Raw genomic sequence first — 22,802 nt, 5'->3', positions numbered from 1 at the left:
GGGTCTTTCCATGTCCGCGTACGCCGCCCACAGCGCGCCGCGGAGCATCAACTGCCGTTGTCGGAACCGTACTTGCCGTCGCCGTCCGCCGAGTCGCTGCTCGAGCGCAGCAGCAGCGCGCCGTCGGCCCCGCGCCTGGCGAACTCGGTGACGGCCGTGTAGCCGTCCATGCCGCCCCTGCTGCGTTCCCGGGGCGTCTCGCAGGTGGCGGGCTCGTCGTCGCCGCCCGTGACACAGTGCATCTGCACACTGTGACCAGCCGGACCCATCAGACTGAGCACGGCATCCAGCCGCTCGCCGGTGGAGTTGCGGTAGTAGGTGCGGGCCCAGGTGTCGCCGCCCTGGGCCAGGACGCAGGTCTGCGCCTCGATGCCGTCGGGAGAGGTGAGCTGGGCGCCGCACCGCGCGGCGGTGGCCAGACCCAGCCCGAGCAGTCGAGGGGACCCGTCGAGCGAGGGCAGCTTGGCGTCCTCCCGCCCGGCACCCGCATCACCTTGCCCAGAGCCCGCGTCACCCTGCCCGGAGCCCCCCTTCCGGCGGGAACCCCGCTCACTCCGCCCGGAACCCGGCTCGCTCCCGGCGCCCTTGTCGCTCGCGAGGGCGCGCCCCGAAGCGCCCTCACCCGCGGTGGCCCGTACGGCGTCCCGTGCCTTCTCGGCCACCGTGTGCCGGATCGACCCGCCCACCTGCCCGGCGGACGCCACGGCGAGCGGCAGCACGACCGCGGCCGTCACGACACCCACGAGCGCGAGCAACCGCAGCTTCCGGGAGTCCGGCTCGCGCGCCCCGGCCGGCCGTACTCTCGGCGGCCGCGCCGCGCCCCGTGTCGATCGGCGGCCGTGCCGCCCAGAAGGCCCCCCAGAGGCCCGACGGCCATGTCCCCCAGACATATGCAGCATGTGCGGAAGATAACGACCCGGCGGTGCTCGCGACCGCGCCCGCGCCGCACGCCGCTACAACTCGGGCGCGCTCACACCCGTACGAGTGAGGGCGTCGACCACGGCGTCCACCACGGCCTCCACATCGGGCACCCAGGGTGAGGCCGAGCCCGGTAGCGGGGCACGCTCCCAGCGGACGGCGCCCTGGCCGGTCTCCGACGGGGGCAGGGCGAGGTAACCGCCCTCGCCGTGGAACCGCAGGGAGCCGGGGACGAAGTCCTTGGCGTAGAGCAGTTCGCCCAACTGCTCCAGGGAGTACGGCTTCACCAGCAGCGCCCAGCGTGCCGGGGCGGCGATCACCGGACCGAGGCGCATGCCCCGCCGGTCGAGCAGGGCGAGGGCGCGGGAGGCGGCGAGCGCCGGCAGGCTGACCGCACAGGGCGCCTTGCCCCCGGTGGCCAGGACGATCGGCGCGCTCGGCCGGTTGGCCCACCACCAGCGCACCATGCGGGCGTCGGTCGTGGCGGCGAGCAGGCCGGGATCGAAGGGGTGCGCACCGGGCACCGTGCACTCCGGGTCGGGGCAGGCGCACCGGGCACGCCCCTGCGGGTCCGGGGCCACGCCCGGGAGTACCGGCCACTGCCATTCGGTCGCGAAGGTCAGGGCCGCGCTGATCAGCTCAGGCCTCTCCTCACGCCGGGGCCTCCCGTCGTTCCGCCTGGACAGGAGCCTGCGTCGCCTTCCGAGGATCTCGCGCATGAGCGCTCGTTCCTTTCCGTTGCACCGCTGGCAACACCGTGGTCCACATCACAACATGTGTCGATCACTTCACTGTGCGTACCTGTTGGCGCATCACACCCCCGCGCACGGCAGGGGGAACCCCAGGGGGTCGAGCATGGGCCGCGTCCGCGTCCATAGTGCGTCCATAAAGCGCGGGTGCGGCGCGGGGGTGGCGAAGTCTGGCGTTTTGCCGTCGCGCGTGGTTCTCTCCGCCTCCGCCAGGGAGGATGGGGCTCGGCCGTCGGTGGCTATGACGCCCGGGTCCGTCGCCAGGTTCCGGGTGGTCCCCAACCACCCCTGGCCTTCACCGAGTACGTACCCATCACGACCGCTGTGACGCTCCGTGGAGCAAGGCCAGTCGACCGCAATGGACCGATACCTGGTGCAGTTTTCAGCCAACTTGGCAGTAAGGCAAGGGGTTCGAGGGAAACCTCGTGAGACTCATGGACACCAGGAATCCCCGCAGGACAATGCTGGACATCCCCTCACGAGTGCGTGTACATGTGGAGACACTGCTAGCGGCGCAGAATGACATGGGGGTTTGCGATGCTTTTCAGCAATACGCACCGGTCTGAAGGCCGGACGCCATGAACGCCCCGCACCCTCCGAAAGTGGCTGGAATCGATCCAGCCGTTCCGGCGCCCGCACACACTGCGCCCGCTCCCCCCGCCGCCGGCGCCGGACCCTCCCCGGAGACCGCCGCCGTTCCCGCCCCCAACACCCCCGCGCCCGGCGCCCTCCTCCAGGACCGGCTGGCCGGGTGGGTCTCGGATCTCACGACCCTCCACGAGCTCACCGAGCGCCTGTCCCGCACGAACGCGCTGGAACCGGCCCTCCATGAGCTCCTGCGCGCCGGAGCCGCCCTCGTCGGCGCCCGCCGCGGCCTGGTCGCCCTGGAACCCGGCGACGGGCTCGGCCCCCGCACCACTCTCGGCCTCGGCCTCGGCCGGGCCGATCTCGGCCACATCGAGACCGTCCCGCGCGGCGCGCTGCCGTACGACACCGGCACGGCCACCGAGGTCCTCCACCCCGACCTGCTCGCCGAGGACGGTCTCGACCCCCGGCACCGCGAGGTGGCCGTCCGTCTCGGCTACGCCGCCAGCTACGCCCTGCCCCTCGCCACCGACTCCGCGGGCCGCCTCGGCGCCGCCGTCTGGTTCTACGACGAACCTGCCCAGCCCCACGAGCGGCAGCGCCACCTCGCCGGGCTCTACGTCCGGCACGCCACCGAGCACCTCGCCCGGCTGCTGGAGGTGGAAAGCGCACGCGCGCGCGTGGCGACCATCACCGAGGAACTGCTGCCCGCCCGGCTGCCCCGGGTGCCCGGCGTCCAGCTCGCCGCCCGGCACCGCACCGGCCCGCGCGGCGGCGGCGACTGGTACGACGCGCTGCCGCTGCCGGACGCCGCCCTCGGCCTGTCCGTCGGCTCGGTCACCGGCTCCGGCCCCAGCGCGGTGGCCGCCATGGGCCGGCTGCGCGCCTCCCTGCGCGCCTACGCCGTGATGGAGGGCGAGGACCCGGTCGCCGTCCTGTCCGACCTGGAGCTGCTGCTGCGGCTTACCGAGCCCGCCCGCTCGGCCACCGCGCTGTTCGCCTACTGCGAGCCCGCGCTGCGCAAGATCACCCTGGCCGGTGCCGGGCACAGCCCGCCGCTGCTGATCGGCGAGCGGCGCACCGAGTTCGCCGAGACCTCCGTCTCCGCCCCGCTCGGCATGCTCGCCTGCTGGGAGGCGCCCAGCGTGGAGATCCAGGCCGAGGCCGGGGAGACGATGCTGCTCTACACCGACGGGCTGCTGCACCGTACCGGCGACCCGACGGACCGCGCCTTCGCCCGCCTGCACGCGGCCGCCGCGAGCATCCCGCGCACGTTGCGCCACGACCCCGGCGCCGTCGCCGACCACGTCCTGCGCACCGTCCTGCCGGACGCTCTGGACGCGGCCGACAGCGAGGAGGACGTGGTGCTGCTGGCGGCCCGCTTCGACTGAGCACCGCCCCAGAGGACGGCATGACCGGGCATAACAGGTCATCCGGTCCCGGTCCGGCCACGGTACGACCGTACGATGATGGTGGTCCCCGCTCGGCCACAAGCAGGAGCGTCGCGGGCCCCGGGGGAGATCACAAGGCGTATCGAGGAGGATCACGTGTCCGAGGAGCTCAACCCGGCTGTCCCCGACTCCGCTACCGCGGAGGGCCCGGAGGCCGAGTCCGAGGAGCCCATCAAGCAGCGGAAGAACGGCCTGTACCCGGGCGTCTCCGACGAGCTGGCCGAGAACATGCAGTCCGGCTGGGCCGACACGGAGCTGCGCGACCTGCAGCCGATCCCGCAGGCCGCCGAGACCGCCCGCCGCCGCGCCGCGCTCTCCGCCCGCTTCCCGGGCGAGCGCCTGGTGATCCCGGCGGGCAACCTGAAGACCCGCTCGAACGACACCGAGTATCCCTTCCGCGCCTCCGTCGAGTACGCGTACCTCACCGGCAACCAGACCGAGGACGGCGTCCTGGTCCTGGAGCCCACCGCCGACGGCCACCAGGAGACGATCTACCTCCTGCCCCGCTCCAACCGGGAGAACGGCGAGTTCTGGCTCTCCGGCCAGGGCGAGCTGTGGGTCGGCCGCCGCCACTCCCTCGCCGAGTCGGAGGCGCTGTACGGCATCCCGGCCGCCGACGTGCGCGAGCTGGCCGACAAGCTGCGCGAGGCCACCGGCCCGGTGCGCGTGGTGCGCGGCCACGACGCCGGCATCGAGGCCGCCCTGACCGACAAGGTCACCGCCGAGCGCGACGAGGAGCTGCGCGTCTTCCTCTCCGAGGCCCGGCTGATCAAGGACGAGTTCGAGATCGGCGAGCTGCAGAAGGCCGTCGACTCCACGGTCCGCGGCTTCGAGGACGTCGTGAAGGTCCTCGACAGGGCCGAGGCCACGTCCGAGCGCTACATCGAGGGCACGTTCTTCCTCCGCGCGCGTGTGGAGGGCAACGACGTCGGCTACGGCTCCATCTGCGCGTCCGGCCCGCACGCCTGCACCCTGCACTGGGTCCGCAACGACGGCCCGGTCCGCTCCGGCGACCTGCTCCTGCTGGACGCGGGCGTGGAGACCCACACCCTGTACACCGCGGACGTGACGCGCACGCTGCCGGTCAACGGCACGTACAGCGAGATCCAGAAGAAGATCTACGACGCCGTGTACGAGGCCCAGGAGGCCGGTATCGCGGCGGTCAAGCCGGGCGCCAAGTACCGCGACTTCCACGACGCCGCCCAGCGCGTGCTCGCCGAGAAGCTCGTCGAGTGGGGCCTGGTCGAGGGCCCGGTCGAGCGCGTCCTGGAGCTGGGCCTGCAGCGCCGCTGGACCCTGCACGGCACCGGCCACATGCTCGGCATGGACGTCCACGACTGCGCCGCCGCGCGGACCGAGACGTACGTGGACGGCACCCTGGAGCCGGGCATGGTGCTCACCGTCGAGCCGGGCCTGTACTTCCAGGCCGACGACCTGACCGTGCCGGAGGAGTACCGGGGCATCGGCGTCCGGATCGAGGACGACATCCTCGTCACCGAGGACGGCAACCGAAACCTTTCGGCCGGTCTGCCGCGCCGCTCCGACGAGGTCGAGGCGTGGATGGCCGCGCTCAAGGGCTGACCTGAGATTCAATGGCCGGGTACCGGGCAGGTGCCCGGCCATTCGCGTGCCTGGGGGGAAGGTCTCGTGGACGACTTCTGGTCCGGTGTCGGTGTCGATCTGCATCTGGAGCCGGACTCGGCGGCCGGCCGCCGTGCCGGACTGGAGCGGGCCCTGCGGGACGCCGTACGCGACGGGCGGCTCGTGCCCGGGACCCGGCTGCCGGCCACCCGGCGGCTCGCCACCGAGCTCGGCATCTCACGCGGCACCACCAAGGCGGCCTACGACCAGCTCGTCGCCGAGGGGTATCTGACGGCGCGCCAGGGCTCGGGCACCCGGGTCGCCGAGCTGCCGCCCGTCGCCTCCGCCGAACCCGGCACGGCGGCACGCACGCGTGCCCCGCGTTTCGATCTGCGCCCCGGCAGCCCGGACGTCGGCGCGTTCCCGGCGGCGGCCTGGCTGCGCGCGCTGCGCCGGGCCATGGCGACGGCGCCCTCACTGGCGTACGACTACGGCGACCCGCGCGGCCGGATCGAGCTGCGCACGGCGCTCTCCGGCTATCTGGGCCGGGCGCGCGGAGTGCTGGCGCCGCCGGAGCGGATCGTCATCACCTCCGGGTACGTCCAGGGCCTCGCGCTGCTCACGCGCGTGCTGGACGGCGCCGCCGTCGCCATGGAGGACCCCGGGCTGCCGTTCCACCGGGAGGTCGTGCGGCGGGGTGGCGGAACGGTCCTGCCGGCACCGGTCGACGCGCACGGGGTGCGTCCCGAGGAACTGGGCGAGGCCGCCGCCGTGGTGGTCACACCGGCGCACCAGTACCCGACCGGGGTGACCCTGCACCCGGAGCGGCGGCGGGCGCTCGGCGACTGGGCACGCGCGCGTGGCGGGCTGATCGTCGAGGACGACTACGACGGCGAGTTCCGCTACGACCGCCAGCCGGTGGGCGCGCTGCAGGGCATGGCACCCGGACAGGTGGTGTATCTCGGCACCGCCTCCAAGACGCTGGGCCCCGCACTCCGCCTGGGCTGGATGGTGCTGCCGGCGCATCTGGTCGACGCGGTCGCCGACGCCAAGCTGCACAGCGACCACCACACCGAGACCATCGGCCAGCTGGCCCTGGCCGAGCTGATCGACAGCCACGCGTACGACCGGCACGTGCGCGCGTGCCGGCTGCGCTACCGGCGCCGCCGGGACCAGTTGCTGGACCGGCTGGGCGCGGGCCGGAGCGTGCACGGCATCGCTGCCGGACTGCACGCCCTGATCGACGTGCCCGACGAGGCGGAGGTGCTGGCACAGGCGGAGGCGCGCGGGCTGGCCCTCGGTGCCCTCGGCACCCACTGGCACGCGCCGGGCGGGGACCGGCCGCAGGGCCTGGTCGTCGGCTACGGCACCCCGCGTGAGCGGGTGTATCCGAAGGCGCTGGAGGCGCTGGCGAAGGTGCTGTGCTGACTTGACGGCAGTCCTGCGGAGGCTGTCACTGCCAGTGCCACCTTCGGCGGAACACACGGGAGCGGGTGTCGTCACACCACCAGGAGAGGGGTGTCCTTCCGCCACTTGAGGATCTTGTCGAAGCTCACCACCGTGCCGCCCCGGCCGGGCTTGGCGCCGATGTGCACGTGATCGGCGAGTTCCTTGATGAGACAGAGCCCGCGGCCGTGCTCGGCGTCCGCCCGGGCGGCCCGGATCTCCTGGGAGCGAAAGAACCCCGGTCCGGAATCGGCCACTTCGATACGGCACTTCTCGCCGTCGAGATACGCCGTCACCCGGTACGCCTCCGAGGTGCCGCCGTGCGAGGCACTCCCGCCGTGCTCGACGGCGTTCGCGCAGGCCTCGGTCAGGGCGACGGACAGGTCGTAGGAGATCTCGGGGTCGACGCCCGCCGTCTCCATGGTGCCGATCAGCAGGCGCCGGGCGAGCGGCACGCTCGCGGCCTCGCGGCGCAGATGGAGTGACCACCAGATGCTCATGCTCCAGCCTCCTGGCCGCGGCTCGACATACCGATACGTATTGCCGCCCGTAGGGGGCCGTAAGCACACAGTTGACGTGACTCCGCCCATACGGCCGATGCGCCAAGGGAGGAATCGGTGTATGAGGGACGTTCCCCCGGCCCCGTCGTAGGGCGCCTGTACACGCAGTGCGATGATGAGGCCGCCATGACTGCCCCCCACCCGCCCACGGCGCGTCCCGGAGCGGGGCTCCGGATCCTGCGGGCCGCGGTGTTCGCCGCGGTCTGCGTCGCGCTGGCCGCGTGTGGTCACACCCTCGCCTCCTGCGCGAGCGTGCCCCTGTGGACGCTGGGCGCGGGCTTCCTCGGCTGTCTGCTGCTCGTGGTGCCGCTTGCCGGGCGCGCCCGCTCGCTTCCGGGCATCGCCGCGCTCCTCGCGCTCGGCCAGAGCGCGCTGCACACGCTGTTCGGGCTGGGCCAGCACGGGGCCGCCATGGCCGCCGGCGGGACGGCGACGGGCTCGATGAGCTCCGCCGGCTCGACGGGCTCCCCTTCGGCCGGTACGGCGGTCTCCTCGCTCAGCGACACCGCGCTGGTCGAGCAGGCCACGAGGCTGCTGTGCGGGGCGAGCCCGGCCGCCCTGACCCCGGGGCGCGCCTTCCACCTGCTGCTCGCCGCGCACCTCGTCGACCGCTCGGGCCGGCCCGTGGCGGTCATGGGCGGCATGCACCACGCGTACGACGTCACCGGCTCCTCCGCCGCGCTGCTGCCCTCGCTGCCGATGCTGCTCGGCCACGTCCTCGCGGCCGTCGCAGCGGGCTGGCTGCTGCGCCGCGGTGACCTGGCGCTGTTGCGGCTGATCGAGCTGTCGGCGCACGGAGTCACAGAGGGAGTGCTCGTACGTTCTCTGCGCGCCGCGCTCGCGCTGGCGCGCGCCCTGTGTGCCGGGCTGCTGCCCGTCTCCGAGCCCCTCCCGCGCGGCCGTCGTACCGCCCGGGACGAGGCGCCCGACCCGCACACCACCGCACTCCAGCACACGGTGATCCGGCGCGGTCCGCCCGCCGCCCGCTTCCCTCTCGCCGCCTGACGCGACGCGCGCACCGCTCCACCGATCCGGGAAGAGGGCTGCCGCCGTCGCGCGGTACGCGCGCGTGCGCGTACCTCTCTTCGCCATCGGAACTCTCGGAGTGGAGTGCTCCTGCCATGCAGGCTTCTCATATCGCCCCCCGTGTCGCCTCTCGTCGCACCGCCGCTCGTGTCGCCGCCGCCGGCGCCGTCGCGGGCACGGCCGTCCTGGCGCTGTCCGTCCCCGCCTTCGCGCACGTCACCGTGCAGCCGGAGGGGGCCGCGGCCAAGGGCGGCTACGCGGTAGTCGACTTCAAGGTCCCCAACGAGCGCGACAACGCCTCGACCACCAAGGTCGAGGTCAACTTCCCGGCCGACCACCCGCTCGCCTCGGTCATGCCCGAGTCCGTCGCCGGCTGGAACGTGCAGGTCACCAAGTCCAGGCTGGACAAGCCGCTGACCATGCACGGCGAGAAGATCGACGAGGCCGTCACCAAGGTCACCTGGACCGCCGCCGACGGCAAGGGCATCCGGCCCGGCTACTTCCAGAAGTTCCCGCTGTCCCTCGGCGCCCTGCCCGAGAACACCGACCAGCTCGTCTTCAAGGCGATCCAGACGTACTCCAACAAGGAGGTCGTGCGCTGGATCGAGGTGCCGCAGGCCGGTCAGGACGAGCCGGAGAACCCGGCGCCGGTGCTGCAGCTGTCCGCCGCGACCGACGACCACCACGGCACGGCGGGCGCCACCGAGGACGCCTCCGACAAGACCGCGGACACGGCCGCCGCCGATTCCGGCTCCCACGACACCGACACCACCGCGCGCGTGCTCGGCGTGATCGGCATCGCCGCCGGCATCGGGGGCGTCGCCTACGGCGTCCTCGCGGGCCGTCGCCGGACCGCCTAAGCCCTTCCGGACCGCGCACGGGGGTCGTGCGAGGCGTGCGACGCTGTCGTGGCCGCCGTACGACCCCGGTGCGCGCCGGAGCACTCACATCTGGGACATTTTTCTATGCGCAAGAAGACGTTCGCCGCGGCCGCGCTGCTCGCCGCCGCCACCCTGACCCTCTCCGCCTGCGGCAGCGGGAACGACGGCAAGTCGCCGGTCACCGCGGTCTCGGAGGAGTCCGGCTCGGGCAAGGCCGCCACCGTCCTCGACCAGCCCTTCCAGAAGCCGGACCTGGTCCTCACCGACACGCATGGCAAGAAGTACGACCTGCGCCAGGAGACCAAGGGCCGTCCGACCCTGCTGTACTTCGGCTACACGCACTGCCCCGACATCTGCCCGACGACGATGAGCAACATCGCCGTCGCCAAGAAGGCGCTGCCCAAGGCCGAGCAGAACGATCTGAGGGTCGTGTTCGTCACCACCGACCCCGGCCGCGACACCCCCGCCGAACTGGGCAAGTGGCTCAAGGGCATCGACCCGCAGTTCATCGGGCTGACCGGGGACTTCGCCACCGTCCAGGCCGGTGCCCGCTCCGTCGGCATCTCCGTGGAGCCGACCACGAAGGACAAGAACGGCAAGCTCGTCTCCGTCCACGGCACCCAGGTCATCGTCTTCTCCCCGAAGACGAACGGCGGTTACGTCCTCTACGGCGAGGACGCCACGGTCGACGACTACACCAAGGACCTGCCGAAGCTCGTCAAGGGGGCGAACCCGTGAGGCACCGCCCCGCCGTCCTGACCGCGGCCGCCGCGCTCGCGGGTGCGCTGGCCCTCACGGGCTGCTCGGACTCCGGCTCCGCCTCCGGCTCATCGAAGGCCGAACTGTCGGTGAGCGGGCCGTACATACCGCAGCCGGTCTCCGCCGACATGGCGGCCGGCTTTCTGACGATCACCAACAACGGCGGCACCCAGGACGAGCTGACCGGGGTGACCAGCGACGCCGCCGGCCAGATCACCATGCACAGCACCATGGGCGGCGCCATGCAGGAGAAGAGCTCCTTCGCGATACCCGCCCACGGTCAACTCGTCTTCAAAAGCGGGGGCAACCATCTGATGTTCGAGAAGCTGAGGCATCAGCCGAAAAAGGGCCAGACGGTCACCGTGAAGCTCACCTTCGCCCAGTCCGGGCCCCTCACCGTCGAGATGCCGGTGAAGTCCGCCACGTACAACCCGTCGACCGGCCACTGAGGGAGGGACCGACACCGTGACGCGGACCATCACCCCCACGCGACACAAGGGCAGCCTGCGCACCCTGGTGCTGCTGCTCCTCGCCGTCATCGGCGCACTGCTCGCGGGGGCCGCACCGGCCTCCGCGCACGCGGCGCTGACCGGCAGCGACCCCGCGCAGGGGGTGGTGGTCAAGCAGGCACCGAGCCAGGTCGCGCTCACCTTCTCCGAGAAGGTGGCGATGAACGACGACTCCCTGCGCGTCCTCGACCCCCGGGGCAAGCCGGTCCAGACCGGCGCACCGGCCAACCTGAGCGGGACGACGTACGCCGTGAAGCTCAGGAGCGGCCTGGGCAAGGGCACCTACACGGTGACCTACCAGGTCGTCTCCGCCGACAGCCATCCCGTCTCCGGCGCCTACACCTTCTCCATCGGGGCGCCCTCGCAGACCGTGGTCTCCGGCACCGGGCCGGTCGCGGGCGGCGGGGTCGTGGGCGCGCTCTACGCCTTCGGGCGCTACGCGTCGTACGCCGGTTTCATCGTGCTCGCCGGCGGCGCGGCCTTCGTGCTCGCCTGCTGGCAGCGCGGTGCGGGCGTACGGCCCCTGCAGCGGCTGGTCGTCGGCGGCTGGCTCACGCTCACCGCGGCCACCCTGTGGCTGCTGCTCCTGCGCGGCTCCTACACCACCTCCGGGAAGCTCGCCGACGTCTTCGACCTCGGTCTGCTGGGCCAGGTGCTGCAGACCAAGACCGGCGCGGCGCTGGTCTCCCGGCTGCTGCTGCTCGCCGCCGCCGCGCTGTTCATCGCCGTCCTCTTCGGCGCCTACACCAAGCGCGAGGAGGGTGCGGAGAAACGCGATCTGACCTTCGGGCTCGCCGTCGGCGGTGTGGTCGTCGCGGCGGGGCTCGCGAGCAGCTGGGCCATGGCCGAGCATGCCTCGGTCGGGCTCCAGCCGGGCATCGCCATGCCCGTCGACGTCGTCCATCTGCTGGCCGTCGCCGCGTGGCTGGGCGGGCTCACCGCGCTGCTGGTCGCCCTGTACCGGGCGCCCGCCGAGACGCCGGTGGAGGCCGCCGCCGTCCGCCGCTTCTCCCGCCTGGCCTTCGGCTCCGTCGTCGCGCTCGTCGCGACCGGCACCTACCAGTCCTGGCGGCAGCTGGGCTCCTGGTCGGCGTTCACCGACACCCGGTACGGACAGCTGCTCCTGGTCAAGATCGGGCTGGTGGCGGTCATGGTCGGCATCGCGTCGGTCTCGCGGCGGTGGACGGGCCGGCTGGCCGACACGGCCGGCGTCACAGCCGAGAATCCCGCGAAGGAACGGGTCACCTCGGGTGCGGCCAAACAGTCCAACAAGGGCAAGAGCAGCGGAGATCCCCGGCGCGCCGCCGAGCTCGCCCGGCAGCGGGCCGCGATGGACGCCGCCCGGCAGAAGCGGCTGCGGGACGGCGACACGAACCGCTTCGGGCTGCGCCGTACGGTGCTCGCCGAGGCCGGTGTCGCAGTCGTGCTGCTCGCCGTCACCACCTGGCTGACCCAGACCGAGCCGGGCCGCACCGAACTGGACGCCAAGGCCGCCTCCTCGTCCTCCTCCGCCTCGGCCACGGCACCCTCGAACGGCGCGCTGACCCTGGACATGCCCTTCGACACCGGCGGCGCCGACGGCAAGGGCGTCGTCAGCGTCGACCTCGACCCCGCGCGCGTGGGCGGCAACGAGATGCATGTGTACGTCCAGCGGCTGGGCGGCCGGGCCTTCGACATCCCCGAGGTGAAGGTCGAGTTCACCCTGGAGGCGAAGAAGATCGGCCCGCTTCCCGTGACCCCCGACCACATCACCACCGGCCACTGGGCAGCGAGCGGCGTGCAGATCCCCATGGCCGGCGACTGGAAGATCGCCGTCACCGTGCGGACCTCCGACATCAACCAGGTGACCGTCTCCAAGAACGCGCAGATCGGCTGAACGACACCATGCCCGACCAGTCCCTCCCCCAGGCCCCTACCTCCGCCGAGGTGCCCGAGGCGTCCGAGCCCGCGGGCGGCCACGGCCTCTCCCGGCGTGCGCTGCTCGGCACCGCGGGCGCCACCGGGCTCGTGCTCGGCGCCGCCGGCGGGGCCGTGGGCTACGCCGCCGCACCCGCCCCGGCCACCCCGCTGACCTCGGTCGGCTCCGACCGGGCGATGTTTCACGGGAAACATCAGCCCGGCATCACCGAGGGCCTCCAGGCGCGCGGCCATCTCGTCGCCTTCGACCTCGTGGCGGGCGCCGGCCGCAGGGAGGCCGCAGCCCTGCTGCGCCGCTGGTCCACGACGGCCGAGCGGCTGATGGCGGGCGAGGCCGCGCCGCACGACGACACCGATGTGGCCCGCGACGCCGGGCCCTCCTCGCTGACGGTCACCTTCGGCTTCGGGCGCTCCTTCTTCGGCAGGACGGGTCTGGAGAAACAACGGCCGACCGCGCTCGACCCGCTGCCGGACTTCTCCTCCGACCACCTCGACAAGGCGCGCAGCGACGGCGACCTGTGGGTGCAGATCGGCGCGAACGACGCCCTGGTCGCCTTCCACGCCCTGCGCGCGATCCAGAAGGACGCGGGCGGCGCGGCCCGGCTGCGCTGGCAGATGAACGGCTTCAACCGCACCCCGGGCGCCACGGCGCACCCCATGACGGCCCGCAACCTCATGGGCCAGCTCGACGGCACCCGCAATCCCAAGCCGGCCGACCCGGACTTCGACCGGCGGATCTTCGTGCCCGCCTCGGGCGAGCCGGCCTGGATGGCGAACGGCTCCTACGCCGTCGTACGCCGTATCCGCATGCTCCTCGACGACTGGGAGAAGCTGTCGGTGCCGGCACAGGAGGCGGTCATCGGTCGCCGGAAGTCCAACGGGGCGCCGCTGTCCGGGGGCGACGAGACGACCCCGATGGACCTGGAGAAGACCGACGCCAAGGGCGAGTACGTCGTCCCCCTCAACGCCCACGCCCGGATCACCCGGCCCGACAAGAACGGCGGCGCGGCCATGCTGCGGCGCCCCTTCTCCTACCACGACGGCTTCGACGCGGACGGCACGCCCGACGCCGGTCTGCTCTTCGTCTGCTGGCAGGCGGACCCGCTGCGCGGCTTCGTCCCGGTGCAGCGCAAGCTCGACCGGGGCGACGCGCTGTCGCAGTACATCCGGCACGAGACGAGCGGGCTGTTCGCGGTGCCGGGCGGGGCCGCGAAGGGCGAGTACGTGGGGCAGCGGCTGCTGGAGGGCTGACCTCCTTTCAGTGGCGATCGGGGTTTCAAACCACCCGGTCGAGTGGTGTTCCTGAGACACGGAAGCCGCTTTCCGCTGCGGCCATTAGGGTGAGGACATGCCAGCGAGCTATGCGTATCTCGGCCCGGAGGGCACCTTCACCGAGGTGGCCCTGCGGACGCTCCCGGAAGCGGCCACCCGGGAACTCGTCCCGTATGTGTCGGTGCAGTCCGCGCTGGACGCGGTGCGGGCCGGGGAGGCCGAGGCGGCGTTCGTGCCGATCGAGAACTCGGTCGAGGGCGGCATCACCACCACCCTGGACGAACTGGTCGCCGGCGAGCCGCTGATGATCTACCGCGAGGTGCTGCTGTCGATCACCTTCGCGCTGCTGGTCCGGCCCGGCACCAAGCTGTCGGACATCAAGACCGTCTCCGCCCACCCGGCGGCCCAGTCGCAGGTGCGCAACTGGCTGCGCAAGAACCTTCCCGACGCCGCCTGGGAGTCGGCCGCCTCCAACGCGGACGCGGCCCGGCTGGTCCAGGAGGGCCGGTACGACGCCGCCTTCGCGGGCGAGTTCGCCGCCTCTCGGTACGGTCTCGATGCCCTGGAGACCGGGATCCACGACTTCCCGGAGACCGCGCAGACCCGGTTCGTGCTGGTCGGCCGTCCGGCCCGGCCCGCCGCACCGACCGGCGCCGACAAGACCTCGGTCGTGCTGTGGCAGCGCGACGACCACCCCGGCGCGCTGCGCGACCTGCTGGGGGAGTTCGCCTCCCGAGGGATCAACCTCATGCTGCTGCAGTCCCGGCCGACCGGCGCCGGCATCGGCAACTACTGCTTCTGCATCGACGCCGAGGGCCATATCTCCGACCGGCGGATGGCGGAGGCGCTGATGGGCCTGAAGCGGATCTGCCTGCAGGTGCGTTTCCTCGGCTCCTACCCGCGTGCGGACATCGGGCCGGCGGAGGCTCCGGCGACCCGGGCGGGGACCTCGGACGAGGAGTTCATGGCGGCGGCGGACTGGGTGGCGCGCTGCCAGGACGGCCGGTTCTGAGCCGACCGTAGACTGCTTCCAGCCAGTACTACCTGCATATCTTCGTTATCCACAGAAGTTATCCACAGGTCCGCTTCTCGACCTGGGGACAAGTCGACAAGGGTGCGTGAGTCGGTCGACAAATCGCCCCCGACGCCCCCGATGCGGCCACTGCCCCGCAGCTCACCCTTCGTCCACTCGTTTCCATTGATTCATCTTTTGGAGCGACCGCTTTCCACTCAAAAGTGGGTGTGAACCGGGTTTGCCCTGGGAATTCTTCGGTCCGCCACAAGGATCCGGAGTGATCAATTCCGAAATCCACAGACCTTCCACACAGCCTGTGGATAACTCTCCCGGGGGTGTGGATCCCTGTGGACAGCACGCTTGCGAAGTCCCGTTCTCCACAAGGGAATCCGGTCAACCCGGCGCCGGAGCGCTGCCCCGTCCCAGGGAGTGAGACACTTTTCCTTGACGGGTACCGATAAGTTCCGACACGTTGTGCAATTCGCTCATAACGGAACGTAAGCGACAAAGTATGGCGAATACGAACTCGGCGTAATAGTGATTCGTGAGCGGCAAGCCCGCACCGGTAGCCTTGGCCTCGTGATTGACCTTCGCCTGCTCCGTGAGGACCCCGACCGTGTGCGCGCGTCCCAGCGCGCCCGTGGAGAGGACGTCGCGCTCGTCGACTCCCTCCTGTCTGCCGACGAGCGGCGCAGGTCCTCCGGCGTCCGCTTCGACGAGTTGCGCGCCGAGCAGAAGCAGCTCGGCAAGCTCATCCCCAAGGCCACCGGCGACGAGAAGGCCGAGCTGCTGAAGCGGGCGAGCCAGCTCGCCGCCGACGTCAAGGCCGCCGACGCCGAGCGCGACGCGGCCGACGCCGAGACTCAGGAGCTGCTGCTCCAGCTCGGCAACCTCGTCCACCCCGACGTGCCCGTCGGCGGCGAGGAGGACTTCGCCACGCTGGAGACGCACGGCACGATCCGCGACTTCGGCGCCGAGGGCTTCGAGCCCAGGGACCACCTGGAGCTCGGCCAGCTGCTCGGCGCCATCGACGTCGAGCGCGGCGCCAAGGTCTCCGGCTCCCGCTTCTACTTCCTCACCGGTGTCGGCGCCCTGCTGGAGCTGGCCCTGGTGAACGCGGCCATCGCCCAGGCCACCGCGGCCGGCTTCACCCCGATGCTCACCCCGGCGCTGGTCCGCCCGCAGTCCATGGCCGGCACCGGCTTCCTCGGCCAGGCCGCCCAGGACGTCTACCACCTCGACAAGGACGACCTGTACCTGGTCGGCACTTCCGAGGTCCCGCTGGCGGCCTACCACATGGACGAGATCATCGACGCGGACAGGCTGCCGCTGCGGTACGCGGGCTTCTCGCCCTGCTTCCGCCGCGAGGCCGGCTCGCACGGCAAGGACACGCGGGGCATCTTCCGCGTGCACCAGTTCGACAAGGTCGAGATGTTCTCGTACGTCGCGCCCGAGGACTCCCAGGCCGAGCACCAGCGGCTGCTGGAGTGGGAGAAGCAGTGGCTGACCTCGCTGGAGCTGCCGTTCCGCGTCATCGACGTCGCCTCCGGTGACCTCGGCGCCTCGGCCTCCCGCAAGTTCGACTGCGAGGCCTGGATCCCGACCCAGGGCAAGTACCGCGAGCTGACCTCCACCTCGGACTGCACCGAGTTCCAGTCCCGCCGGCTGTCCATCCGGGTCCGCGACGGCAAGCAGGTCAAGCCGCTCGCCACGCTCAACGGCACGCTGTGCGCCGTCCCGCGCACGATCGTGGCGATCCTGGAGAACCACCAGCAGGCCGACGGCTCGGTCCGGGTCCCCGAGGTGCTGCGCCCGTACCTGGGCGGCCGGGAGGTCCTGGAGCCGGTCGCCAAGTGACCGGCTTTCCCTACCGGCTGATCGCGACCGACCTCGATGGAACGCTCCTGCGCTCCGACGGGTCGGTCTCGCAGCGCACCCGTGACGCGCTCGCCGCGGCCACCGCGGCGGGCGCGGCCCACATCGTCGTCACCGGCCGCGCGGCCCCGTGGACCCGGCCCATCCTGGACGACCTCGGCTACAAGGGCCTCGCCGTCTGCGGCCAGGGCGCGCAGGTCTACGACGCCGGGGCGCACCGCCTGCTGACCTCGGTCACCCTGGACCGGCAGCTGGCGGGCGTGGCCCTGGCCAAGATCGAGGCCGAGGTGGGTCCGCTGTACCTGGCGGCCAGCCGGGACGGGCTCGACGGCGAGGTACTGGTGGGACCCGGTTACGCGGTCACGGGCACGCTGCCGGCGACCCCGTTCACGGACGCGTCCGACCTCTGGGCTGCTCCGCTGGGCAAGATCTACATACAGCATCCGACGCTGGGCGACGACGAGCTGGCGGAGGCCGCCCGGCAGGCCGCCGGCGGTTTCGTCACCGTGGCCATGGCGGGCGAGGGCATCGTGGAACTCCTCCCGCTGGGCCTGTCCAAGGCCACGGGGCTGTCTCTCGCCGCCCGCCGTCTCGGCCTGAAGGCCACGGACACGATCGCCTTCGGCGACATGCCCAACGACATCCCGATGTTCGCCTGGGCGGCCCGGGGCGTAGCCATGGCCAACGCCCATGAGGATCTCCGCGCGGTGGCCGACGAGGTTACCTCCTCCCACGAGGAGGACGGGATCGCGGTGGTGCTGGAGCGGTTGCTGTCTTAGCAGCTGGGTCCGCCGTAGGGCTTGCGGCCCGTCGCCGGGTGCGGTCCGTGCCTGGCCGGTCGCGCAGTTCCCCGCGCCCCCAGGGGGTTACCGTGCCGTTGTCTGCGAAGTCGCCGCAGCTGCGGGCAGTCGTGCCCCACTCCTGGCGCCGTCGGCCGACAGGTCGGCCAAGTCCCAGTGACAACGTCTCGCGGAGGATGCACGGATCGAACGTGCGCGGGGTTGTCCCCCGACCACGGCTTAGCAAGCCGGTGCCTTACCACTCGGCCAATCCTCCGGGTGGGCGGCCCACGCGAGAGCGACATCGCGTGCTCGAAGCGGCCGCCCCGGGCTGCCCCCTTGGGCTCCACGGTGGGGTAACTACACCGGAGCCGGCCTCGGGCTGCCCTGTCGGGAGCTGGGCGTACTGCCGTGCATGGACACCGCCCACCTCCACTCCCAGAACACGGCGCCGGGACGTTCCCGGCGGAAGGGGCACAACCACACTGCCCCACCGCCGAGTTGGGCGCCACCGAATTACCGGCGGCGCCACCTGCGGCGCCGCGCCCTGCTGAAGAACCAGCCCGCCGGCGGCTCGTCGGAGCGCCACGGCTGCGGCTCCGGTTCCTCGGCCCGCCAGCGGGCGGCGAGCATCCGGGCCCGCGCGGACGGCTCCGAGGCCTCGGCACCCTGTATGAAGCCCTCGTCGAGGACCAGGCCGTCCCAGACGTCGGCCTCGGACCGCCCGCGCTCGTCGTTCCGCGGCATCTCCTCCGCCATCACCGGCCTCCTAGCCGTACATCCGGTTCGCCCAGTTTGCCGGGGACGAGGTCAAGCCCGCGTCAAGGCGCCACAGGCCTACTCCTCGCCCGCCAGCTTCAGCGTCCGCAGCTTCTGCCCGGCGTACCAGGTGGCCAGCACGGTCACCGCGACCAGCAGCACCGTGGCCGTCGGCAGGCCCACGTCCGAGGTCACCAGGTCACCGCCGGCGACCTTGTGAGCGACGGCCAGCGACCACTGCTGGACGCTGAGCGTGCGCGCGCCGGGCACCAGCGAGCCGAACAGCGCCTCCCAGACCAGGGCGTAGACGAGTCCGAAGACCACCGCGTGCCGGGAGACCGTGCCGAGCAGCAGGAACAGCGCCGAGTAGGCGATGGAGGAGACCAGTGCGGCGACCGTGTAGGCGACGGCGACCTGCTGGCCGTTGCCGTTGAGGATCAGGCCCGCGATCAGGGTCGGCACCGCCGAGAAGACCATGGTGACGGCGATGGCGACGATCAGCTTGGTGAAGATGATCGCGGGCCGTTTCAGCGGCTTGGACAGCAGATAGACGACGGAGCCGTCGTCGATCTCCGGTCCGATCGCGCCCGTGCCCGCGATGACGCCGATGATCGGCACCATGGTGGCGATCGCGAAGCCGCTGAGCACATCGGCGGCCGTCTGGTCGTCGGCTCCGGTCAGACCGCGTACGGCCACGGAGATCACGATCAGCAGCAGCGGCAGCGCGCCGAGGATGAGGGCCCGGCGGCGGCCGAGCAGGGCCCGGTAGGTGAGCCGGGCGACGGTGGGGTCGTACATCTTCGGCCTCCTACGCCGCGACCAGATACGAGAAGACGGACTCCAGGGACTCGTCGGACGGCGAGACCGTGAGGAGCCGGATGCCGTGGTCCCGGGCGACCCGCGGCAGCAGGGCGGTGAAGCGGCCGAAGTCGACGGCCTGGACGCGCAGCGCGCCCTCGGTCAGGTCGACCTCGATGCCGGCCGTCGAGGGGTCGGCGATCAGCGCGGCCGCGAGGGCGCGGTCGTCGCTGGAGCGGACCAGATAGCGGTGCGGGCGGTCGGTCATCAGCCGGCGGATCTTGCGGAAGTCGCCGCTGGCCGCGTGCCTCCCCGCGACGACGACCTCGATGTGCCGGGCGAGCTGTTCGACCTCTTCGAGGATGTGCGAGGAGAACAGCACCGTGCGGCCCTCGTCGCCCATCTTCCGCAGCAGATCCATCAGTTGCATGCGCTGGCGCGGGTCCATGCCGTTGAACGGCTCGTCCAGCAGCAGCAGCGACGGGTCGTGGACCAGGGCGCTCGCCATCTTCACGCGCTGCCGCATGCCCTTGGAGTACGTGGAGATCCTCCGGTCCTGCGCGTACTCCATCTCGACCGTGGCGAGGGCCCGCCTGGCGGCTTTGTCGCCCAGGCCGTGCAACTCGGCGTTGGCGACGACGAATTCGCGGCCGGTGAGGAAGTCGTACATCGCCTCGCGCTCGGGGACGATGCCGATGTGCCGGTAGATCTGCTCGTTGCGCCACACCGGCTGTCCGTCGAGGGTGACCGTGCCGGTGGAGGGGGCGAGGAAGCCGCCCATCATGTTGATCAGGGTGGACTTCCCGGCGCCGTTGGGGCCGAGCAGGCCGGTGACGCCGGGGCCGATGGTCATGGTGATGTCGTTGACGGCGACCACGTTGCCGAACCAGCGGGAGACGTGGTCGATGGAGAGCGTGGTCACAGGCCCACCTTCTTGTAGCGGCGCATCAGGAGGCCGTAGCTGCCGGCGATCAGAGCGAGCACGACCAGGACGTAGACCACGCCCTGACCGGCCGAGGGATCGACCGCCCCGGGGTTGCGGGCGGTCGCGCCCAGGAAGGCGGACTGGACGCCGTCGATGAGCGTGATGGGCGAGAACAGGCCGATCCACGGGATGGCCTCGGAGTGGTTCTGCACATTGGCGATGGCCTGGAGCGTGCTGACCGCGCCGTAGGAGATGATCAGCACGGCGATCACGGCGGCGATGCCGAAGCCGCGGCGCGGGGTGACGGCGGCGATGACCAGGCCGATGCCGGCGAAGAGCAGGGAGAGCAGGGCCACGGAGACCAGTCCCTCGGCGAATTCCTTCGTCTGGTGGGCGAAGCCCAGCTTGGCCAGCAGGGAGCCCACGTACATCACGAGCAGGGGAGCGGCGGTCAGGATGAAGATCGCCGAGGCGAGCGCGGCGAACTTGGCACGTACGTAGTCGGCGGTCTCGATGGGCCGCGAGAAGTACAGCGGTACGGTCTTGAAGCGCAGGTCGCGGGAGACGGCCTGGGGTGCCTGCGAGGCGACGTACAGGCTGATCACGGCCTGCAGCATGATCGCGTAGCGGGTGTAGGCCACCGGCAGTTCGTGCGCCTTGGTGAAGACCGCGACGGCCACCATGATGGCCGCGGGCACGCACATCACCGCGAACAGCAGCATCGGCAGCACCTTGGTCTTGGCCGAGCGGCCGAGGCCGTAGGCGCCGCGCAGGGACTGTGCGTACAGCGAGCGGCGGGCGTAGGCGCGGCCGAGGCGCGGGCCGTCGTAGCCGCGGTAGCCGATGTCGTGGATGCGGGTCTGGTCGCCCGTGGGCGAGGTCAGGGGCTGCACGGGGTGCTCAACCGCCATGGCCGACGGCCTCCTTCCGCTGCTCGTCGCCGCTGTGCTCGGCGCTGCTGGTGAACACCTCGGAGATGTGGTGCCGGCGCTGCTCCATGCGCACCAGGCCGAGGCCGAGGTCGGCGACGACGTCCCGGACCAGGTCGTACGTCTCGTCGCCCTGGGCGGTCAGCAGCAGGATGTGTCCGGCGCCGGGCAGTCCGGCGCCCTCGCTCTCGATCTCCACCCCGCGTGCGTGCAGCGCCTCGCGGACCGCGCGGGTGCCGTCGGGGTGGGTGTCGCTGTCGGTGACCTCGATCGCGAGGGTGGTCGTGGTCTGGGTGAAGTCGGTGGTGGAGCTGGAGCGCAGGAGCTTGCCGCCGTCGATGACGACGACGTGGTCGCAGGTGCGCTCCAGTTCGCCGAGGAGGTGGGAGGTGACCAGGACCGAGATGCCGAACTCGGTGTGGATGCGGCGGATCAGGCCGAGCATCTCGTCCCGGCCGACCGGGTCCAGGCCGTTGGTCGGTTCGTCCAGGAAGACCAGCTTCGGGTCGTGCACCAGCGCCTGGGCGAGCTTCACGCGCTGCTTCATGCCGGTCGAGTAACCGCCGATGGGGCGGTAGCGCTCCTCGTACAGCCCGACGTGGCGCAGGGTGTCCGCGGTGCGCTCACGCGCGGCGGTGGGCGGCAGGCCGGACATGCGTGCCATGTGGACGACGAACTCGGTGGCCGAGACGTCGGGCGGCAGGCAGTCGTGCTCCGGCATGTAGCCGACGCGCTCGCGGATGGCGCCGCCCTTGGTGGCGACGTCGAGGCCGAGCACCTCGGCGCGGCCCTCCGTGGCGGGGGACAGACCCAGCAGGATCTTGATCAGGGTGGACTTGCCGGCGCCGTTGGCCCCGACGAGTCCGGTCACACCGGGCCCGATGTCCACGGACAGCCGGTCGAGCGCGGTCACCCGGGGGAACCGCTTGCTCAGGCTTTCGGTCGCGATCACAGTCACGCATACGACGGTAGTGACGCGGGCCACGCCGGTCGTCAGACCTCAGAGCCGTCTTGGCGTCAGACCCAAGTATTACGGGGCCCTAGGGGATGCCCTGCCTCAGGGTTACCCCGGGTTTTCCACAGCCTGCCACCCTCCTATTGACGCCGCCTCTAACAACTGCCACATTCACCAGTGTCAAGTTACGGACGAGTAGGCGGTCCGTGGACGAGTCGGCGCAGCGACGGGACGAGTCGACACCGCGACAGGACGGGGCGGCATGACGACGGCAGTGAGCAGCGAACTCTCCGTGGAGTTGCGGGGGTTCAGGCGGGTGCAGCGCCTCGCCTACGAGTGCGCGGAGGCGGTCGCGGCGCGGCTGGAGCCGGGCGTGACCGAGCGCGAGGCGGCGCGGATGCAGCGGGAGTGGCTGCGCGAGCGCGGGGTGCGGGACTGGTTCCACCTGCCCTTCGCCTGGTTCGGCGACCGCACGGCGTTCGTGAACTTCCGCATCCCCCTGCAGTTCTTCCCCACCGACCGCGCCCTGGCGCCCGGCATGCCGTTCATCCTCGACATGGCGCCGGTCTTCGAGGGATACACGGCGGACATCGGCTACGCGGGCTCGCTCGGGGTCAATCCGGTGCAGGACCGGCTGATGGCCGACCTGGAGGCACACCGCGAGCTGATCCTGCGCGAGGTGCGCGAACGGCGCCCGCTGCGCGAGATCTACGAGGACGTGGACCGGCTCATGGTCCGCCAGGGCTATGCCAACCGGCACCGCGCGTACCCCTTCGGCGTGATCGCCCACAAGGTGGACCGCGTCAAGCAACGCCGCTTCTCCCCCCACCTGTTCGGGTTCGGCACGCAGTCCCTGAAGGGTCTGGCCGCCGACGCGCTGCACGGCCACCGCGAGGGCTGGTCGCCGCTGTGGTCGCCGTACCGCTTCTCCGACCATCCGCCGCAACCGGGCCTGTGGGCGGTCGAACCGCACCTCGGTTTCCGGGGTACGGGCGCGAAGTTCGAGGAGATCCTCGTGGTCACCGACTCGAAGGACCCCGAGCAGAGCGCGTTCTGGCTGGACGACGATCTGCCGCACGTGCGGCGCTGGGCGGAGGAGAAGTGACGGCGGAC

At 71.7% G+C, this 22,802-nt stretch carries 21 protein-coding genes and 1 tRNA gene; 13 read left to right on the top strand and 9 right to left on the bottom strand.

The window, feature by feature from the left end:
- Nucleotides 1-47 precede the first annotated feature (47 nt).
- The gene (locus FB563_RS14685) at nt 48-755 is read right to left on the bottom strand and encodes a hypothetical protein (protein WP_234358021.1); all 708 of its coding nucleotides are present in this window, start codon (nt 753-755) and stop codon (nt 48-50) included.
- A 198-nt stretch (nt 756-953) separates the two neighbouring features.
- A complete protein-coding gene (locus FB563_RS14680) occupies nt 954-1,637 on the bottom strand; it encodes a bifunctional DNA primase/polymerase (RefSeq protein ID WP_055709573.1) in 684 nt (227 codons plus the stop codon).
- 608 nt (nt 1,638-2,245) lie between these two features.
- Between FB563_RS14680 and FB563_RS14675 the strand changes: the two genes are divergently transcribed.
- From FB563_RS14675 to pdxR, 3 genes are all read left to right on the top strand, one after another.
- The gene (locus FB563_RS14675) at nt 2,246-3,643 is read left to right on the top strand and encodes a PP2C family protein-serine/threonine phosphatase (protein ID WP_142218700.1); all 1,398 of its coding nucleotides are present in this window, start codon (nt 2,246-2,248) and stop codon (nt 3,641-3,643) included.
- A 156-nt stretch (nt 3,644-3,799) separates the two neighbouring features.
- Nucleotides 3,800-5,284, top strand: coding sequence for an aminopeptidase P family protein (locus FB563_RS14670; protein ID WP_055707751.1), 1,485 nt, complete (start codon nt 3,800-3,802; stop codon nt 5,282-5,284).
- A gap of 66 nt (nt 5,285-5,350) precedes the next feature.
- The gene (gene pdxR / locus FB563_RS14665; RefSeq protein WP_055707752.1) at nt 5,351-6,712 is read left to right on the top strand and encodes a MocR-like pyridoxine biosynthesis transcription factor PdxR; all 1,362 of its coding nucleotides are present in this window, start codon (nt 5,351-5,353) and stop codon (nt 6,710-6,712) included.
- 71 nt (nt 6,713-6,783) lie between these two features.
- Here the strand turns inward: pdxR and FB563_RS14660 are convergent, their stop codons facing one another.
- Nucleotides 6,784-7,230 carry an ATP-binding protein gene (locus FB563_RS14660; protein ID WP_055707753.1) on the bottom strand — a complete coding sequence of 149 codons (447 nt, stop codon included), beginning with the start codon at nt 7,228-7,230 and terminating at the stop codon, nt 6,784-6,786.
- 186 nt (nt 7,231-7,416) lie between these two features.
- Here FB563_RS14660 and FB563_RS14655 point away from each other — a divergent pair, with 186 nt between their 5' ends.
- The 9 genes from FB563_RS14655 (at nt 7,417) to FB563_RS14615 (ending at nt 17,323) form a co-directional block, all read left to right on the top strand.
- Nucleotides 7,417-8,295, top strand: coding sequence for a hypothetical protein (locus FB563_RS14655; protein ID WP_055707754.1), 879 nt, complete (start codon nt 7,417-7,419; stop codon nt 8,293-8,295).
- A 116-nt stretch (nt 8,296-8,411) separates the two neighbouring features.
- Entirely contained in the window at nt 8,412-9,176 is a 765-nt protein-coding gene (locus FB563_RS14650) for a YcnI family copper-binding membrane protein (RefSeq protein WP_055707755.1), read from the top strand.
- Between the two features lie 105 nt (nt 9,177-9,281).
- Complete coding sequence (locus FB563_RS14645; RefSeq protein ID WP_055707756.1) at nt 9,282-9,935, top strand: SCO family protein; 654 nt, start codon at nt 9,282-9,284, stop codon at nt 9,933-9,935.
- Nucleotides 9,932-10,405 (top strand): copper chaperone PCu(A)C, encoded by a 474-nt coding sequence (locus FB563_RS14640; protein ID WP_055707757.1) that lies wholly within the window; start codon nt 9,932-9,934, stop codon nt 10,403-10,405. The genes FB563_RS14645 and FB563_RS14640 overlap by 4 nt, the downstream gene beginning before the upstream one ends.
- A gap of 16 nt (nt 10,406-10,421) precedes the next feature.
- Nucleotides 10,422-12,341 carry a copper resistance CopC/CopD family protein gene (locus FB563_RS14635; RefSeq protein WP_055707758.1) on the top strand — a complete coding sequence of 640 codons (1,920 nt, stop codon included), beginning with the start codon at nt 10,422-10,424 and terminating at the stop codon, nt 12,339-12,341.
- Between the two features lie 8 nt (nt 12,342-12,349).
- The gene (efeB, locus tag FB563_RS14630) at nt 12,350-13,633 is read left to right on the top strand and encodes an iron uptake transporter deferrochelatase/peroxidase subunit (protein ID WP_055707759.1); all 1,284 of its coding nucleotides are present in this window, start codon (nt 12,350-12,352) and stop codon (nt 13,631-13,633) included.
- A gap of 97 nt (nt 13,634-13,730) precedes the next feature.
- Nucleotides 13,731-14,666 carry a prephenate dehydratase gene (pheA, locus tag FB563_RS14625; protein ID WP_055707760.1) on the top strand — a complete coding sequence of 312 codons (936 nt, stop codon included), beginning with the start codon at nt 13,731-13,733 and terminating at the stop codon, nt 14,664-14,666.
- Nucleotides 14,667-15,248: 582 nt separating this feature from the next.
- Complete coding sequence (gene serS, locus FB563_RS14620) at nt 15,249-16,526, top strand: serine--tRNA ligase (RefSeq protein ID WP_055707761.1); 1,278 nt, start codon at nt 15,249-15,251, stop codon at nt 16,524-16,526.
- Nucleotides 16,523-17,323, top strand: coding sequence for an HAD family hydrolase (locus tag FB563_RS14615; protein WP_055707762.1), 801 nt, complete (start codon nt 16,523-16,525; stop codon nt 17,321-17,323). Before serS ends, FB563_RS14615 begins: the two co-directional genes overlap by 4 nt.
- 191 nt (nt 17,324-17,514) lie before the next feature.
- On the opposite strand, the gene FB563_RS14610 is transcribed toward FB563_RS14615, so the two are convergent.
- The 6 genes from FB563_RS14610 to FB563_RS14585 all read right to left on the bottom strand — a co-directional run bounded on the left by FB563_RS14610 (nt 17,515) and on the right by FB563_RS14585 (nt 21,686).
- A tRNA-Ser gene (locus FB563_RS14610) sits at nt 17,515-17,600 on the bottom strand.
- A gap of 239 nt (nt 17,601-17,839) precedes the next feature.
- On the bottom strand, nt 17,840-18,082 hold the full coding sequence (locus tag FB563_RS14605; RefSeq protein ID WP_055707763.1) for an SGM_3592 family protein: 243 nt from the start codon (nt 18,080-18,082) through the stop codon (nt 17,840-17,842).
- 78 nt (nt 18,083-18,160) lie between these two features.
- Nucleotides 18,161-18,880, bottom strand: a complete 720-nt coding sequence (locus FB563_RS14600; protein ID WP_055707764.1) for an ABC transporter permease — start codon at nt 18,878-18,880, stop codon at nt 18,161-18,163.
- A gap of 10 nt (nt 18,881-18,890) precedes the next feature.
- A complete protein-coding gene (locus FB563_RS14595; protein ID WP_055707765.1) occupies nt 18,891-19,802 on the bottom strand; it encodes an ABC transporter ATP-binding protein in 912 nt (303 codons plus the stop codon).
- Nucleotides 19,799-20,716 carry an ABC transporter permease gene (locus tag FB563_RS14590; protein WP_055707766.1) on the bottom strand — a complete coding sequence of 306 codons (918 nt, stop codon included), beginning with the start codon at nt 20,714-20,716 and terminating at the stop codon, nt 19,799-19,801. The genes FB563_RS14595 and FB563_RS14590 overlap by 4 nt, the downstream gene beginning before the upstream one ends.
- Nucleotides 20,706-21,686, bottom strand: coding sequence for an ABC transporter ATP-binding protein (locus FB563_RS14585; protein ID WP_055707770.1), 981 nt, complete (start codon nt 21,684-21,686; stop codon nt 20,706-20,708). Before FB563_RS14585 ends, FB563_RS14590 begins: the two co-directional genes overlap by 11 nt.
- Before the next feature lie 265 nt (nt 21,687-21,951).
- Between FB563_RS14585 and FB563_RS14580 the strand changes: the two genes are divergently transcribed.
- Nucleotides 21,952-22,794 carry a M24 family metallopeptidase gene (locus FB563_RS14580; RefSeq protein ID WP_055707767.1) on the top strand — a complete coding sequence of 281 codons (843 nt, stop codon included), beginning with the start codon at nt 21,952-21,954 and terminating at the stop codon, nt 22,792-22,794.
- Nucleotides 22,795-22,802: the final 8 nt, after the last annotated feature.

Origin of the sequence: Streptomyces puniciscabiei, assembly GCF_006715785.1 — a bacterium.
Lineage (GTDB): Bacteria > Actinomycetota > Actinomycetes > Streptomycetales > Streptomycetaceae > Streptomyces > Streptomyces puniciscabiei.
The sequence above is the reverse complement of the archived record's forward strand: the minus strand, read 5'-3'. Positions and strand labels throughout refer to the sequence as shown.

Bases quoted from the DNA above. Each gene is read 5' to 3' on its own strand.
- efeB (WP_055707759.1), top strand. From the start codon at position 12,350: ATGCCCGACCAGTCCCTCCCCCAGGCCCCTACCTCCGCCGAGGTGCCC.
- FB563_RS14655 (WP_055707754.1), top strand. From the start codon at position 7,417: ATGACTGCCCCCCACCCGCCCACGGCGCGTCCCGGAGCGGGGCTCCGG.
- FB563_RS14600 (WP_055707764.1), bottom strand. From the start codon at position 18,880: ATGTACGACCCCACCGTCGCCCGGCTCACCTACCGGGCCCTGCTCGGC.
- FB563_RS14590 (WP_055707766.1), bottom strand. From the start codon at position 20,716: ATGGCGGTTGAGCACCCCGTGCAGCCCCTGACCTCGCCCACGGGCGAC.
- FB563_RS14645 (WP_055707756.1), top strand. From the start codon at position 9,282: ATGCGCAAGAAGACGTTCGCCGCGGCCGCGCTGCTCGCCGCCGCCACC.
- pheA (WP_055707760.1), top strand. From the start codon at position 13,731: ATGCCAGCGAGCTATGCGTATCTCGGCCCGGAGGGCACCTTCACCGAG.
- FB563_RS14605 (WP_055707763.1), bottom strand. From the start codon at position 18,082: ATGGCGGAGGAGATGCCGCGGAACGACGAGCGCGGGCGGTCCGAGGCC.
- FB563_RS14650 (WP_055707755.1), top strand. From the start codon at position 8,412: ATGCAGGCTTCTCATATCGCCCCCCGTGTCGCCTCTCGTCGCACCGCC.
- FB563_RS14660 (WP_055707753.1), bottom strand. From the start codon at position 7,230: ATGAGCATCTGGTGGTCACTCCATCTGCGCCGCGAGGCCGCGAGCGTG.
- FB563_RS14675 (WP_142218700.1), top strand. From the start codon at position 2,246: ATGAACGCCCCGCACCCTCCGAAAGTGGCTGGAATCGATCCAGCCGTT.
- FB563_RS14580 (WP_055707767.1), top strand. From the start codon at position 21,952: ATGACGACGGCAGTGAGCAGCGAACTCTCCGTGGAGTTGCGGGGGTTC.
- FB563_RS14680 (WP_055709573.1), bottom strand. From the start codon at position 1,637: ATGCGCGAGATCCTCGGAAGGCGACGCAGGCTCCTGTCCAGGCGGAAC.